A 14573-nucleotide genomic window follows, 5' to 3' on the forward strand; every position below is an offset into this window, starting at 1 on the left:
GTCCATACTACAAGACAACCCCAGCATAGATGCACACTTTATGAATAACAAGTGCATATATGCCCCTGGAGGAGCCTCACAATGGACGAGACAAAATCGCCTTCAGCCGCGCTTTCCAGCGCGACGGCTGAAGCGCTCGTGCAGCGTCACGCGCTGCCTGGCCGCACCCTGCTTGCGATCCTGCACGCGATCCAGGACGAACTCGGTTACGTGCCGCCAGCCGCCATCGCGCCGCTCGGCAAGACGCTGAATCTCTCGCGCGCAGAGGTGCATGGCGTGCTCACCTACTACCACCATTTCCGTACCGCGCCGCCTGCGCCCGTCGTCGTCCAGCTGTGCCGCGCCGAAGCGTGCCGCAGCATGGGCGGCGAAGCGCTCGCACAGCATGCCGAAGCGCAAACGGGATGCCGCTTCGGCGCGCATGAACCGGCATCGGCGCACTGCGTCGCGCTGGAATCGGTCTATTGCCTCGGCCAGTGCGCGCTTTCGCCCGCCATGATGATTAACGGCAGCTTGCACGCAAAAGTGACCCCGCAGAAGTTCGATGCGTTGCTCGCGAACGCGCTCGCAGCCACGGCGGCCACGGCCCGCACCGAGGAGGCCGCATGACGCGCATCTACGTTCCTCGCGATTCGTCGGCGCTGGCGCTTGGCGCCGATGATGTCGCCGCCGCGATCCAGCGCGAAGCCGCCGCGCGTGGCATCGATATCGAACTCGTACGCAACGGCTCGCGCGGCCTGCTCTATCTGGAACCGCTCGTCGAAGTCGAAACCGCCGATGGCCGGGTCGGCTACGCGAACGTCGAAGACAGCGAGGCGGCCGCGCTGTTCGACGCAGGCTTCGTAGAAGGCGGCCAGCATGCGCGCAGCGTGGGCCTCGTCGAGCGGATTCCGTATCTGCACAAGCAACAACGCCTGACGTTCGCGCGCATCGGCATCACCGACCCGCTGTCGACCGACGACTATGTCGCGCACGGCGGCCTCGAAGGGTTGCGCAACGCGCTGACGCTCACCGGCGAGCATGCCTGCCAGTCGCTGATCGAATCGGGTCTGCGCGGACGCGGCGGCGCGGCCTTCCCGGCCGGCATCAAGTGGCGCACGGTCGCGCAGGCGCACGCCGATCAGAAGTACATCGTCTGCAACGCCGACGAAGGCGATTCGGGCACCTTCTCCGATCGCCTCATCATGGAAAGCGATCCGTACGTGCTGATCGAAGGCATGACGATCGCGGGCGTGACGGTGGGCGCGACGGTCGGCCATATCTATGTGCGCAGCGAGTATCCGCATTCGATCGCCGCGCTCGAAGAAGCGATCCGCCGCGCGCGCGCCGCCGGTTGGCTGGGCGGCGATGTGCTCGGCAGCGGCAAGCGCTTCGACCTGTTCGTCGCCAAAGGCGCGGGCGCGTATGTGTGCGGCGAGGAAACGGCGCTGCTCGAATCGCTCGAAGGCAAGCGCGGCGTCGTGCGCGCCAAGCCGCCGCTGCCCGCGCTCGCCGGTCTCTACGGCAAGCCCACGGTGATCAACAACGTCATCACGCTCGCCACGGTGCCGATCATCTTCGCAAAGGGCGCGGCGTTCTATCAGAACTTTGGCATGGGCCGCTCGCGCGGCACGCTGCCGTTCCAGCTGGCGGGCAATATCGCGCGCGGCGGCCTGGTCGAACTGGCCTTCGGCGTGACGCTGCGCGAACTGATGATGGACTACGGCGGCGGCACCGCCAGCGGCCGTCCCGCGCGCGCCGTGCAGGTGGGCGGCCCCCTTGGCACCTATCTACCCGAAAGCCAGTGGGACATTCCGATGGACTACGAAGCATATGCGACGGTCGGCGCAGTTGTGGGTCACGGCGGCATCGTAGTGCACGACGATACGTCCAATCTCGCCGAACTCGCACAATACGCGATGGAATTCTGCACGCTCGAATCGTGCGGCAAATGCACGCCTTGCCGCATCGGCTCGACGCGCGGCGTCGAAGTGATCGCAAAGATCCGCAAAGGCGACACCTCGGAGAAGCAGATCACGCTGTTGCGCGATCTGTGCGACACGATGGTGGCCGGATCGCTCTGCGCGATGGGCGGCATGACGCCCTTCCCCGTACTCTCCGCGCTCGATCACTTCCCCGAAGATTTCGGTCTCGAATCCCCATCACTCGCCACGCAACAGAACGCGGCTGCCTGAACGAGGAACCACCATGTCCGACACGCTCATGTCTCAAGCCGGTGGTTGCGGTTCCGGCAATTGCGCCTGCAAGTCCGCTGCCATGAACAAGGCCAACGCGCACTCGCCCTTCGACGACACCGATTACGGCACGCCGCTGCGCCACGCCGATATCGACGTCACGCTCGAAATCGACGGCCGAAGCATCACCGTACCCGCGGGCACTTCGGTGATGCGCGCCTCGATCAAAGCGGGCGTCAACGTGCCGAAGCTCTGCGCGACCGATTCGCTCGAACCGTTCGGCTCGTGCCGTCTGTGTCTGGTCGAGATCGAAGGGCGGCGCGGCTATCCGGCCTCGTGCACCACGCCCGTCGAAGCGGGCATGAAGGTGCGCACGCAGAGCGAGCGCCTGCAAAAGCTGCGCCGCAACGTGATGGAGCTCTATATCTCCGATCACCCGCTCGACTGCCTCACCTGCCCCGCCAACGGCGACTGCGAACTGCAGGACATGGCGGGCGTGACGGGTCTGCGCGAAGTGCGCTATGGCTTCGATGGAGCGAATCACCTCAAGGACCAGAAGGACGAATCGAACCCGTACTTCACCTACGATCCGTCCAAGTGCATCGTCTGCAACCGCTGCGTGCGCGCCTGCGAGGAAACGCAAGGCACCTTCGCCTTGACGATCGCCGCACGCGGTTTCGAATCGCGCGTCGCGGCGGGCGCGAACGAAGCGTTCATGGATTCGGAATGCGTCTCGTGCGGTGCCTGCGTGGCCGCCTGCCCGACCGCCACGCTGCAGGAAAAGAGCGTCGTGATGCTCGGTCAGGCCGAACATTCGGTGGTGACGACCTGCGCGTACTGCGGCGTGGGCTGCTCGTTCAAGGCCGAAATGAAGGGCAACGAAGTCGTGCGCATGGTGCCGCACAAGAACGGCCAGGCCAACGAAGGCCACGCCTGCGTAAAGGGTCGTTTCGCGTGGGGTTATGCGACGCACAAGGACCGCATCAAGAAGCCGATGATCCGCGCGAAGATCACCGATCCGTGGCGCGAAGTGAGCTGGGAAGAAGCGCTGAACTACGCCGCCAGCGAATTCCGCCGCATCCAGGCGAAACATGGGCGCGATTCGATTGGCGGGATTACGTCGTCGCGCTGCACGAACGAGGAAACCTATCTCGTGCAGAAGCTGGTGCGCGCCGCGTTCGGCAACAACAATGTGGATACCTGCGCACGCGTGTGCCATTCGCCCACGGGCTACGGCCTGAAGACGACGCTGGGCGAATCGGCAGGCACACAGACGTTCGCCTCGGTCGATCACTCGGACGTCATCATGGTGATCGGCGCGAATCCGACCGACGGGCATCCGGTGTTCGGCTCGCGTCTGAAGCGCCGCGTGCGCCAGGGCGCGAAGCTGATCGTGGTGGACCCGCGCCGCATCGATATCGTCGATACCGCGCACGTGAAGGCCGAGCATCATCTGCAACTGCGCCCCGGCACCAATGTGGCGATAGTCAATTCGCTCGCGCATGTGATCGTCACCGAAGGTCTCGTCAACGAAGCCTTCGTGGCCGAGCGCTGCGAGACGCGCGCATTCGAGCAATGGCGCGATTTTGTCGCGCTGCCGGAAAACTCGCCCGAAGCGATGGAGCCGCTCACCGGCGTGCCCGCGGATCAAGTGCGCGCCGCCGCGCGCCTGTACGCTCAGCACGGCAATTCCGCGATCTATTACGGCCTGGGCGTGACAGAACACGCGCAAGGCTCGACGATGGTGATGGGCATCGCCAATCTGGCGATGGCCACGGGCAACATCGGCCGCGAAGGCGTCGGCGTGAATCCGCTACGCGGCCAGAACAACGTGCAGGGTTCGTGCGATATGGGTTCGTTCCCGCACGAACTGCCGGGTTATCGCCATGTGGGCGACGCCAATGTGCGCGCCCTCTTCGAGGATGCCTGGAATGTCGCGCTGCAAAGCGAGCCGGGCCTGCGTATTCCGAACATGTTCGAGGCGGCGCTTGACGGCACCTTCATGGGCCTCTACTGCCAGGGAGAGGACATCGTCCAGTCCGATCCCAACACGCAGCATGTGGCGGCGGCGCTGTCGTCGATGGAATGCATCGTCGTGCAGGATATTTTCCTCAACGAGACGGCCAAGTACGCGCATGTGCTGCTGCCGGGCTCGTCGTTCCTCGAAAAGGACGGCACCTTCACCAATGCCGAGCGCCGCATTTCGCGCGTGCGCAAGGTGATGCCGCCCATCGCCGGTTACGCCGACTGGGAGGTGACGATCCTGCTCGCGCGCGCGCTGGGCTACGAAATGGACTACACCCATCCGTCACAGATCATGGACGAGATCGCGCGTCTCACGCCCACCTTCCACGGCGTGTCCTACAAGCGTCTCGACGAAATGGGCAGCATCCAGTGGCCCTGCAACGAGCAGGCGCCAGACGGCACGCCGATCATGCATATCGATGAATTCGTGCGCGGCAAGGGCAAGTTCGTCATCACGAAGTTCATCGCCTCGCCGGAGAAGGTCACGCGACGTTTCCCGCTGCTGCTCACGACCGGCCGCATCCTCTCGCAGTACAACGTGGGCGCGCAGACGCGTCGCACCGAAAATTCGCGCTGGCACGAGGAAGACCGGCTGGAAGTGCATCCGGTCGATGCCGAGGATCGCGGCATTCGCGATGGCGACTGGGTGGGCATCGAATCGCGCGCGGGTCATACGGTGCTGCGCGCGAAGGTCAGCATGCGCATGCAGCCGGGCGTGGTCTACACGACCTTCCACTTCCCCGAATCGGGCGCGAACGTCATCACCACCGACGCTTCCGACTGGGCCACCAATTGCCCCGAGTACAAGGTGACCGCCGTGCAGGTGAGCCACGTGCAACAAGCGTCCGAATGGCAGCGCGAGTATTCGCGTTTCAACGCGACGCAGCTCGACCTGCTTGGCAAGCGCGAAATCGTGACGACATCCGGGAAATAGGGGGAATCCAAGCGATGAAAACCGCTCACCTGATCGAGATGGCCAACCAGATCGGCATGTTCTTCGACTCGCTACCCGATCGCGAGGAAGCGCTCACGGGCATCGCCGAGCACATCCGCAAGTTCTGGGAGCCGCGCATGCGGCGCGCGCTGCTCGCGGCGCTCGACACCGACGATGGCGCGCACGACAAAGCGGGCTTCAGCGAGATCGTGCGCGCCGCGCTGGTGCAGCATCGCGCGGCGCTCACGCCTGCCAACTAGCGGAAATTACTGCGCGGACGGTTTTGGCGACGGCGCGGGCGAGAACCACGTCTCGCAGTGACGCAGCAAGCCGTGCAGGTCCGAACTCGTGCGGCCGCGCGCGCAGATGTAGCCGTCGGGCCGCACCAGATAGAAGGCGGGACGCGTGCGACCGTATGCATCGCCGAGCGCCGGCGCGCCCTCGCCCGCGAGCGGCGGCGTCTCGCCCTGCTCCAGATCGGCCAGCCACCAGACCCGCACCGCCTGCGGCAAGGCGCGCTCGACGGCATCGCCAAAATGACGCAAGGCGTCGGGACCATTGCCATTGTGGGAGCCGTTTGTCGTGGCATTGCGCACGCTCGCCCCTGCGTCCGCCGGCCCACCGTTCGCGGCATGCTCCGCGGCTTCGGCTGCGCGCACTGTATCGGCATCCACCAGCAGGAACAGCGAGAAGCTCGCCGGGTCGTGCAGATCGAAAATACGACCCTTGCCCGGGGCCTTGCCGAGCGGCCCGTCGACTACCCGCACGCAGGCATCGGGGGCGCGCTCGCCCGCACGCGGGCCGCCATCGAGCACGCGCTCCAGCGTCAGCGGGCTGCGCCGGTACTGGATCGACAGTTCGCTCACCGCCTGACGCGCCGCGTCGCGCAACGGCCCCAGCGCGACAAGCGCCGGCATCACGCGCTCGCGCAGCAGCTTGAGCGGTCCATGATCGGCTTCGACGAGTTGCGTCATGAAGCTGGTCTGGCGCAGCACGATGCGCTCGATCGGCGAGCGCTCAGCGTGATAGGTATCGAGCAGCCGGTCGGGCGCGCCGCCCAGCACCCGCGCGAGTTTCCAGCCCAGATTGAACGATTCCTGGATGCCCGTGTTCATGCCCTGCGCGCCGGCCGGGCTGTGCACATGCGCGGCGTCGCCCGCGAAGAACACGCGCTCCTTGCGCAGAAAACGCACCATGCGGCTATTGATGCGGAAGTACGAGGCCCAGTTCATATCGGCGATCGACACCGGATGATGCACGCGCCGCTCGACCACCGAGCGGCACTCCTCCAGCGTCGGCACGGGGATCGCGCCTTCGGGCGCGGCGGGCAGCATGGTCTTGTGATCGGCGATCAGACGATAGCGGCCGTGCCCGTAGGGAAACAAGGCGGCGAGACCATCGCCCGAGGCGAACACATGAAACTCGTTCTCCGACCAGGGCGTGCTGGCTTCGATATCGGCAAGCAGGAAGGACTGCGCCAGCGTCTCGCCCTCGAACTCCATGCCGAGGTGATGACGCACGGTGCTGTGCGCGCCGTCGGCGGCGATCAGATACGCGCAGCGCAGCGCTTCCACGCGACCGTTGGCGCAACGCACGTCGGCGCTGATGCCGGCCGCGCCCTGATGCAGTTCCAGCAGTTCGCAGCCGCGCTCGACTTCGACGCCGAAGCTCGCCAGTTGCGCGGCAAGGATGCGTTCGGTCTCGGTCTGATCGAGAAAGAGCAGATAGGGATAGCGCGTGAACAGCGGATCGAAATCGAGCCGCGCGCGGCGCTGTCCGTTCGAATAAAGATTGGCGACGTGCGCGCGATGACCGCGCGCGAGAAATGGCTCGACGATGCGATGCTGCTCGAACAGTTCGAGCGTGCGCGCCTGGATGCCGATGGCGCGCGAATGACGGCCGGGCTCGGGTGCGCGATCGATCAGGCGCAACGGAATGCGCGCGCGGGCGAGGCTCAGCGCAGCGGCAAGACCCGTCGGCCCCGCACCGACGATGAGCACGGACGGCTGGGATAAAACCTCGGTCATGCAGACCTCCATGCGGTCGACATGCACCGTAGTGTACGCCCGCTATCCGCCTGGCCGTGGCCGAGCCGGCGTGGCGCCCGGGTATCGCGCAGGCATCGCGCACTCAGGTATGTCGATGCGCGTGAGCGCTCGACGAGGCGATCTCCACATCGAGCGCACAACGATGCACGCTCGTACCCAGATCGACCTGCAAGGTCACGTGCTTCATGCGAAAGCGCTCGCCCAGTGCGCTCACCATGCCGTCCAGCGCGGCGTCGCCGGGATGCCCTGCCGGCATCACCAGATGTGCGGAGAGCGCGTTGCCCGTGGTGGACAGCGCCCAGACGTGCAGATCGTGCACATCGGTCACGCCATGCTGCTGCGCAAGATAAAGGCGGATGCCATCGATATCTACGCCCTCGGGGACGGCCGCCAGCGCGAGCCGCACCGACTCTCGCAGCAGCCCCCACGTGCCGCGCAAGATCACCAGCACGACGACGATGCTCATCACCGGATCGACCCAACTCCAGCCAGTGCCGATAATCACCAGACCGCTAATCGCCACCGCGGCCGAAACGCCCGCGTCGGCAGCCATATGCAGGAAAGCGCCGCGAATATTGATGTCGTCCTTTTGCCCGCTCATGAAGAGCCACGCGGAAAAGCCGTTGACGATCATGCCGATCGTCGCCACCACGAAAACGTCGAAGCCCGCGACGGGCGCGGGGCTGACGAGGCGGCCCACGGCTTCGGCGAGTATCGCGCCGCACGCGACCAGCAGCAGCGCCGCATTCGCAAGCGACGCCAGGATCGAACTGCTGCCGAAGCCGAACGTGAAGCGCGCGGACGGCCGCCGCGTGGCGAGCCAGGTCGCGCCCCAGGCAAGCAGCAGACCCAGCACATCGGAGAGATTGTGGCCGGCGTCGGCCAGCAGCGCAGCCGAATGTGCGATCACGCCATAGACGCCCTGCGCCACCACGATGACGATATTGAGCGCGACGGCCAATGCGAACGCGCGGCCGTGTCCCGCCACGGGAGCGTGGTGATGGTGGTGGTGGGCGTGGCCGTGGCCGCTATGCCCAGCATGGGCGCCATGAGCATGATCGTGGCCCCCGTGGTCATGTCCGTGTGCGTGCGGGTGTTCGGCGCTCATCAATTCACCTCCGGCAACGCTGACGCAGGCTCCGCCACGTGTTCGAGCATGCCCGCGAGCATCGCGCTGATATGGGCGTCGGCGGCCGCGTAAAAGACCTGTTTGCCCTCGCGCTCCGCTCGCACGATGCGCGCCGCGCGCAATAGCCGCAGGTGGTGGCTCACCAGCGACGACGACAGCCCGAGCGTGTCGGCAATCGCACCCACCGCCGTGCGGCCCTGCACGCAGGCCAGCACGATGCGCAGCCGCGTTGGATCGCCGAGCAGGCGGAACAGGTCTGCAAGCGGCACCACGCGTTCATCGTCGAAATTCGTCGGCATGCGGATCATACATTGATATATGAATAGTTGTTCACATGTTAGTTGCGGTGACGCGCACGGTCAAGTCCCTACCTGGCGATTACGGAACGCCTGCGCGAGTGTGGGAAAATGCCGCCTTTAGATTTCCAACGTGGTTGCCTTTCGGTCATGGAACAGGTTTTTGTCCGCGCGTTCGCCGCACATCGCGACGGCCGGCTGGAGGATGCCGAGCGCGATTACTGTGCGACGCTCGCCGCCGATCCCGTGCACGTCGATGCGCTGCACATGCTCGGCGTGCTGCGGCATCAAAAGGGCCAGCACGCCGAAGCCGCGGACCTCGTGCGCCGGGCGGTCGACCTGCGCCCGGACGACGCCGCGCTCCAGTTGAACCTCGGCAACGCACTGAAGGCGATGGGCGAGCTCGACAAAGCGATCGAGCGCTTTCGCAATGCGCTTACGCTCGCGCCCACGTTCGCGCTCGCGCACTACAACCTCGGCAACGCCTATGCGGCGATCGGCCGACACGAGGACGCGATGTACGCGTTCGGCCACGCGGTGCGCCTGCAGCCCGGCGACGCCTCGTCGCACAACAACCTGGGCAATGCGCTGCATGCGCTGGGCCGCCACGCCGAAGCCGCCGACGCCTTCCGGCGCGCGCTGAAGATCCGCCCGGGCCACGCGGGCGCGCACAACAACCTTGGCATGGCCCTGAATGCGCTCGGCGACAGCGCGGGCGCGGTCGAGCATTTCCAGAAGGCACTGCGCGTGCAGCCGCGTTTCGTCGCCGCGCATTTCAACCTCGCGAACACGCTCGACGCGACCGGCTATCACGCGCATGCCGTAGCGGGCTATGAGGCCGCGCTGGCGCTGCAGCCGCAGTTCGCGCCTGCGTTGTTCGGTCTGGGCAATGCGCTGGCGGCGCTTGGCCGCCATGAAGAAGCGATCGCCGCCTACGAGCGCGCGATTGGCCTCGACCCGAAGTTTGCGCTCGCGTGGCTTGCGCTCGGCACCGCCCAGCATGCGCTCGGCCGTCACGCCGCCGCGCTGCGCGCCTTCGACGAAGCGCTGCGCGCGCGCCCCGATCTGGCCGCCGCGCACCTGAACCGGGCGCTGACCTGGCTCACGCTCGGCGACTTCCGGCGCGGCCTGCCCGAGTACGAATGGCGTCTGGACCCGACCTCGCGAGATGAGGGTTTCGGCGCGCTGGGCCTGCCCTCGCGCGAACCCAAGCCCGCGCCCACCTGCGCGCAGGGCGTGCCGCGCTGGCGAGGCGAACCGCTTGGCGAACGCACGCTGCTGATCCACGCCGAACAGGGTTTCGGCGATACGCTGCAATTCATCCGCTTCGTGCCGTCGGTGCTGGCACTTGCGCAGCCGGGCACGCGCATCGTGCTCGAAGTGCAGGCGCCGCTCGTGCCGCTCGTCGCGCCCGCGGCCCAGACGGCGCGCATCACGCTGATCTCCCAGGGCGCGCCGCGCCCGCAGGCCGATCTGCAATGTCCGCTGCTATCACTACCGCTCGTGCTGGGCACGAGCTTCGACGCCCTGCCCGCGCCGATGCCCTATCTCGCCGCCCCCACCGCATATCGCCGTAAATGGCGCGGCTCGCTGGGCGGCCAGGCGCGTCGCAAGATCGGCATCGCGTGGTCGGGCCGCATCCACAAGCACGAAAACCGCAGCATGCCGCTCGCCGCGCTCGAACCGCTGTTCGCGCTCGACGGCATCGACTGGATCGTCCTGCAACCGCATTTGACCGAGGCCGAACACGCAGCGCTGGATAGGCATCCGCGCGCGCGCTCGATCCATCGCCTGGGCGAGAAGCTCGCCGATTTCGCCGACACCGCCGCCGTGATCGAACGGCTCGACGCCGTCGTCTCGATTGACACGTCGATTGCTCACCTTGCCGGTGCGCTCGATGCCAAGCTCTGGTTGATGCTGCCGTTCGCCGCCGACTGGCGCTGGTTCACGGGCACGAACGAAAGCCCGTGGTATCCGCGCGCGCAGCTCGTGCGCCAGCCGCGTCCGGGCGCATGGGATGAAGTCGTGGCGCAGGTCGCCAGCGCCTTGCGCGAAGGCTGAAAAACTTCGCCTGAAACCTTCAGACGCAAAAAAACCCGCAGTTCAACGCTGCGGGTTTTTTGTATTGCTGCGCTACGCGTCAGACCGTCTTGTACTGATTACGCGCTTGCGCCGTGCGATAGAGCACGAGCGTGGCGACCAGCCCGCAAATGCCCGCGACGCCCATCCATGCGCCCGGCGCAGCCTTGTTGCCGCTGATGTGGATCAGGTACGTCGAAATCGCCGGCGTGAAACCGCCAATCGTCGTCGCAAGGCTATAGGCCAGCGAGAAGCCGGCCGTGCGCACGTCGGCGGGCATGACTTCGGTGAGCGCCACGACCATCGCGCCGTTGTAGCAGCCGTAGAGGAACGAGAGCCACAGCTCGACCATCAGCAGGCGCGCGAACGACGGATCGGCCACCAGCCATTGCACCGCCGGATAGGCGGTCAGGATGGTGAGAATCGTGAAGGCCAGCAGCACCGGACGGCGGCCGACGCGGTCCGAGATCGCGCCCGAAACCGGCAGCCAGAACAGATTCGACAAACCGATGCACACCGTCACGACGAGCGTGTCGAGCTCGCCCATCTTGAGCACTTCCTTGCCGAAGGTCGGCGTGTAGGCCGTGATCATGTAGAACGACACCGTCGTCATGATCACCATGCCCATGCCGCCCAGCACGATGCCCCAGTTCTGCACCATCGACGCCATGATTTCGCGAATCGACGGGCGATGCTTCTTCCTGGCGAATTCCTCGGTTTCCTGCAGCGAGCGGCGGATCAGGAACAGGAACGGCACGATCAGACAGCCGATGATGAACGGCACACGCCAGCCCCAGGCGGTCATTTCCTCGACCGGCAGCAGGCGGTGCAGCAACACGCCCAGCAGCGCTGCGAAGATCACGGCGACCTGCTGGCTGCCCGACTGCCACGACACGTAGAAGCCCTTGTTGCCCTTGGTCGCGATCTCCGAGAGGTAGACCGACACGCCGCCCAGTTCCACGCCCGCCGAGAAACCCTGCAGCAGGCGCCCGAGCAGCACGAGCGCCGGCGCGAGTGCGCCGATGGTCGCGTAGCCCGGCACCGCCGCAACGGTCAGCGTGCCCAGCGCCATCAGGCCGAGCGTGAGGATAAGGCCCTTGCGCCGCCCGTGGTGGTCGATGTACGCGCCGAGGATGATCGCGCCGAGCGGCCGCACGAGGAAACCCGCGCCGAACACCGAAAGCGCCAGCATCAGCGAGGCAAACGGGTCATTGCCCGGAAAATAGGTCTTGGCGATAGCCGAGGCGTAATAGCCGTAGACCATGAAGTCGTACATTTCCAGGAAGTTGCCGCTGACGACGCGAAACACCGTGCGGAACTTCGATTCGCTGGAAGGAGCGTGGGTCGCTGTGGACATGACGATCTCTGTAGGGGTTGCCGACGGCCTGCGCACAGATGCACGCGGGTGCCGCGGGTGCATGCATGACTGCGTCTGGACTGCCGATAAAACAAGAAACTCCGATGCGCCACGACCTCGCGCGCGCGGGCGCCCATTATGCTGCGCGCGCCTTCACCCATAAATCCGGGTAAGACCTGGCCGCGTTAGCTAACACCTGCCAACTTCGTGCAATGCTTTCTAATTACCTTCTTATATTTCACTTAACTTTCGATGACGCCTGCAGCCGGGGCGGTTCGCATCGCCGTGCCTATCATGCACAATAGCCCATCGATGCAGCCCATTCCGACGAATTCCGTGATGAGTCGCGCCTTTTCCGCATAACCGACGCCTGCGCATGTCCACCGCCGCTACCCTCACACTAAGACCGGCCACGCTTGCCGATGCCCCGCTTCTCGCTGCCATGCATGCCGCCAGCTGGCAGGCCACCTATCGGGCCTTGCTGCCAGCCGCCTTTCTTGAAAGCGAAGTCAATGCGGAGCGAGCAGCCTACTGGCGCGCGCGCATGGAAGCGCCTGGCGCCGAGCGCCGCCTTGTGTTGATCGCCGAACTCGATGCGCCGCCTGCCGCCGCCACGCCGGCGGGTTTCGTGTGCGTCGAGCGCCAGCCCGAATCGCCGTGGGGCGTGCTGCTCGACAATCTGCATGCGCTGCCCGCATATCAGGGAATGGGCGTCGGCAAGCGGCTCATGGAGGCCGCGCAGAGCTGGGCGCGCGCGCAGGGCGAAGCGCAGCTCTATCTGTATGTGCTCGACGGCAATGCGCCGGCCATCGCGTTCTACGAGCGGCAAGGCTGGGAGTTTTCCGGTTCCGAGCCCGATCGCATGGGCGGCGTCGACATCACCGCGCTGCGCTACGTGTATCGGCTCGCGGACATTTAAAAGCGGTCGCGCACGTGCCCGCGAGAGCTGGGCAGGCAAACCGGCCGTGCTGCACGCAAAAACCATGATTCCAGTCTAAATTTCAGACGTTTCCGATGGATTGCCGGGAATCGGCCCTGCATGATCGTGGGCCAAACATACGATTCCCGAATAGCGCGCTGCCGCGTTGGCCAGTGGCGCGCCTTTCGAACACCCCCGTGTTCTGGTGTTTCACCACAACAAGGCAGCGAGAGATCCATGTCAACTTATCCGTTAGTCCAGGTGGAAGGCGCACTCGCGATGCCGCACATGCGCCCGCTCAATCGCGTTCCACCACCGTTCGGTCGCGAATGGGCCCTCATGCCGTCGCAATTCAGCCTGCGCACCGAACTGCACGCGCTCTACGCGGCGTTCCTGCGCACCATCTGCCTGAGCGCGGAGGCGTTTCGCCAGGCGTATCGCTGGGATCGTCAACCGCGCAACGTCGCCGAGCCGCCGCGCCCCGCCGCCGCTCCGGTTGGCGCAGCGATGGGCGCCACGCAGGCCCAGCAGGCGGCGGCCGAAGCCATCGGCGGTCTTGCTGCAGCGGGCGGCAAACCCGCGCCCGCGCAAACCCCGCAGCGTACGCAAAGCGCCCAGGCGGCGCGCACGCCGCCACCTTCACACAAGCTCACGGCCAGCGCCGTCGCCATCGGCGGCGCGGCGTTGCTCGCCTGGATCGTCGCCAGCCACACGCAATTTCGCGACGACAAAGGCGACTCCACGCTGCATGCGACCACGAGTCCGGCTGCGAAGAGCGACACACCATCTTTGGCGCAGTCTTCGCCACCTGCTTCTGCACAATCCTCAACGCGCCTTGTCGACGAACGCGCACGGCACGACCGCTCGGTCTCGGGCGTGATCGACGCTGCGCAGGCCACTGGCGCGAACGACGCCAGTCATGAGCGCGGGGTGGCGATCGGCTCGACAGTCGTAGCTCAACGGGCCGCGACAGCCGCTTCTTCCGTGCGCGATGCCGGGTCTGTCGTTGCACCGGTTACGCCGATTGCGCCGATTACGCCAGTTACGCCGGTCGCGGCAACCCGGAGCGAACCTGCGGCTGCGCTGGCCACCGCAGCCGCGGGCGCAGCAACCGCGAAGCACCCCGACTTCAAGATGCGTACCGCCAGCAAGCCTGTGCAAGCCGCGCTTGCACCCAGGCATGTCAGCGAAAAGCGCGCCGTGACGGCGAAGCGCCATCAGGCGGCCAAGGCTGCACGCAGCACAGGCACGCGCCACGCGGTGCACGAATTCACTTCACAGCGCGGCGCGCCGCTCGTCACCACGCAACGCACAAACGGAATGTATTCGGAGGCTGCGCAGTATTCTCCGCATCAGTTTGCGGTCAATTCCAGCGACGAATATCCCGCAATCACGACCTACGCGAACACCCGTACCGCACCGCGCTCCGTCAGTCGCGCCTCGGTCGCCGCCGACAGCACGGACTGGGTCAATCATGTCGCGCAACGTCGCGTGACCGAAGTGCCCGACCGCTTCGCAAAGTAGAGTCGTCGAGCGCAGCTCGGCGATACGCGGTGTTCGGACAAACAGAAAGCCCGGCTTCTCGCCGGGCTTTCTGTTTCCTGCAAGCAAC

Annotated in this window: 11 protein-coding genes; 7 read left to right on the forward strand and 4 right to left on the reverse strand. The window is 65.9% G+C overall.

Annotated elements, in window-relative coordinates; translation table 11 throughout:
* Positions 1-81: 81 nt before the first annotated feature.
* From F4827_RS01125 to F4827_RS01140, 4 genes are read left to right on the forward strand one after another with little or no spacing between them, the layout of a single operon-like run.
* Entirely contained in the window at positions 82-609 is a 528-nt protein-coding gene (locus F4827_RS01125) for an NAD(P)H-dependent oxidoreductase subunit E (protein WP_183720726.1), read from the forward strand.
* Entirely contained in the window at positions 606-2174 is a 1569-nt protein-coding gene (locus tag F4827_RS01130; RefSeq protein ID WP_183720723.1) for an NADH-quinone oxidoreductase subunit NuoF, read from the forward strand. The genes F4827_RS01125 and F4827_RS01130 overlap by 4 nt, the downstream gene beginning before the upstream one ends.
* A gap of 13 nt (positions 2175-2187) precedes the next feature.
* Positions 2188-5133 carry a formate dehydrogenase subunit alpha gene (gene fdhF / locus F4827_RS01135; RefSeq protein ID WP_183720720.1) on the forward strand — a complete coding sequence of 982 codons (2946 nt, stop codon included), beginning with the start codon at positions 2188-2190 and terminating at the stop codon, positions 5131-5133.
* 14 nt (positions 5134-5147) lie between these two features.
* A complete protein-coding gene (locus tag F4827_RS01140; protein ID WP_183720717.1) occupies positions 5148-5393 on the forward strand; it encodes a formate dehydrogenase subunit delta in 246 nt (81 codons plus the stop codon).
* 6 nt (positions 5394-5399) lie between these two features.
* Here F4827_RS01140 and F4827_RS01145 read toward each other — a convergent pair whose 3' ends face one another.
* The 3 genes from F4827_RS01145 to F4827_RS01155 all read right to left on the reverse strand — a co-directional run bounded on the left by F4827_RS01145 (position 5400) and on the right by F4827_RS01155 (position 8609).
* Positions 5400-7160 carry an FAD-dependent monooxygenase gene (locus F4827_RS01145; protein ID WP_183720714.1) on the reverse strand — a complete coding sequence of 587 codons (1761 nt, stop codon included), beginning with the start codon at positions 7158-7160 and terminating at the stop codon, positions 5400-5402.
* Between the two features lie 103 nt (positions 7161-7263).
* A complete protein-coding gene (locus F4827_RS01150; RefSeq protein ID WP_183720711.1) occupies positions 7264-8289 on the reverse strand; it encodes a cation diffusion facilitator family transporter in 1026 nt (341 codons plus the stop codon).
* On the reverse strand, positions 8289-8609 hold the full coding sequence (locus F4827_RS01155) for a helix-turn-helix transcriptional regulator (protein ID WP_233178086.1): 321 nt from the start codon (positions 8607-8609) through the stop codon (positions 8289-8291). Before F4827_RS01155 ends, F4827_RS01150 begins: the two co-directional genes overlap by 1 nt.
* A gap of 147 nt (positions 8610-8756) precedes the next feature.
* On the opposite strand from F4827_RS01155, the gene F4827_RS01160 reads away from it, so the two are divergent.
* Positions 8757-10667: a lipopolysaccharide assembly protein LapB gene (locus F4827_RS01160; protein WP_183720705.1), complete on the forward strand. Its 1911-nt coding sequence runs from the start codon at positions 8757-8759 to the stop codon at positions 10665-10667.
* A 79-nt stretch (positions 10668-10746) separates the two neighbouring features.
* On the opposite strand, the gene F4827_RS01165 is transcribed toward F4827_RS01160, so the two are convergent.
* Positions 10747-12042, reverse strand: coding sequence for an MFS transporter (locus tag F4827_RS01165; RefSeq protein ID WP_183720702.1), 1296 nt, complete (start codon positions 12040-12042; stop codon positions 10747-10749).
* A 376-nt stretch (positions 12043-12418) separates the two neighbouring features.
* Here F4827_RS01165 and F4827_RS01170 point away from each other — a divergent pair, with 376 nt between their 5' ends.
* Positions 12419-12961: a GNAT family N-acetyltransferase gene (locus F4827_RS01170; RefSeq protein ID WP_183720699.1), complete on the forward strand. Its 543-nt coding sequence runs from the start codon at positions 12419-12421 to the stop codon at positions 12959-12961.
* 237 nt (positions 12962-13198) lie between these two features.
* Positions 13199-14485, forward strand: a complete 1287-nt coding sequence (locus F4827_RS01175; protein ID WP_183720696.1) for a hypothetical protein — start codon at positions 13199-13201, stop codon at positions 14483-14485.
* Positions 14486-14573 lie beyond the last annotated feature (88 nt).

The sequence above is a fragment of the Paraburkholderia bannensis genome (assembly GCF_014200455.1).
Taxonomy (GTDB): Bacteria; Pseudomonadota; Gammaproteobacteria; order Burkholderiales; family Burkholderiaceae; genus Paraburkholderia; species Paraburkholderia bannensis_A.

What these genes read in the sequence shown, in the direction of transcription:
- F4827_RS01125 (WP_183720726.1), top strand. Translation starts at nt 82, where the DNA reads ATGGACGAGACAAAATCGCCTTCAGCCGCGCTTTCCAGCGCGACGGCT.
- F4827_RS01130 (WP_183720723.1), top strand. Translation starts at nt 606, where the DNA reads ATGACGCGCATCTACGTTCCTCGCGATTCGTCGGCGCTGGCGCTTGGC.
- fdhF (WP_183720720.1), top strand. Translation starts at nt 2,188, where the DNA reads ATGTCCGACACGCTCATGTCTCAAGCCGGTGGTTGCGGTTCCGGCAAT.
- F4827_RS01140 (WP_183720717.1), top strand. Translation starts at nt 5,148, where the DNA reads ATGAAAACCGCTCACCTGATCGAGATGGCCAACCAGATCGGCATGTTC.
- F4827_RS01145 (WP_183720714.1), bottom strand. Translation starts at nt 7,160, where the DNA reads ATGACCGAGGTTTTATCCCAGCCGTCCGTGCTCATCGTCGGTGCGGGG.
- F4827_RS01150 (WP_183720711.1), bottom strand. Translation starts at nt 8,289, where the DNA reads ATGAGCGCCGAACACCCGCACGCACACGGACATGACCACGGGGGCCAC.
- F4827_RS01155 (WP_233178086.1), bottom strand. Translation starts at nt 8,609, where the DNA reads ATGCCGACGAATTTCGACGATGAACGCGTGGTGCCGCTTGCAGACCTG.
- F4827_RS01160 (WP_183720705.1), top strand. Translation starts at nt 8,757, where the DNA reads ATGGAACAGGTTTTTGTCCGCGCGTTCGCCGCACATCGCGACGGCCGG.
- F4827_RS01165 (WP_183720702.1), bottom strand. Translation starts at nt 12,042, where the DNA reads ATGTCCACAGCGACCCACGCTCCTTCCAGCGAATCGAAGTTCCGCACG.
- F4827_RS01170 (WP_183720699.1), top strand. Translation starts at nt 12,419, where the DNA reads ATGTCCACCGCCGCTACCCTCACACTAAGACCGGCCACGCTTGCCGAT.
- F4827_RS01175 (WP_183720696.1), top strand. Translation starts at nt 13,199, where the DNA reads ATGTCAACTTATCCGTTAGTCCAGGTGGAAGGCGCACTCGCGATGCCG.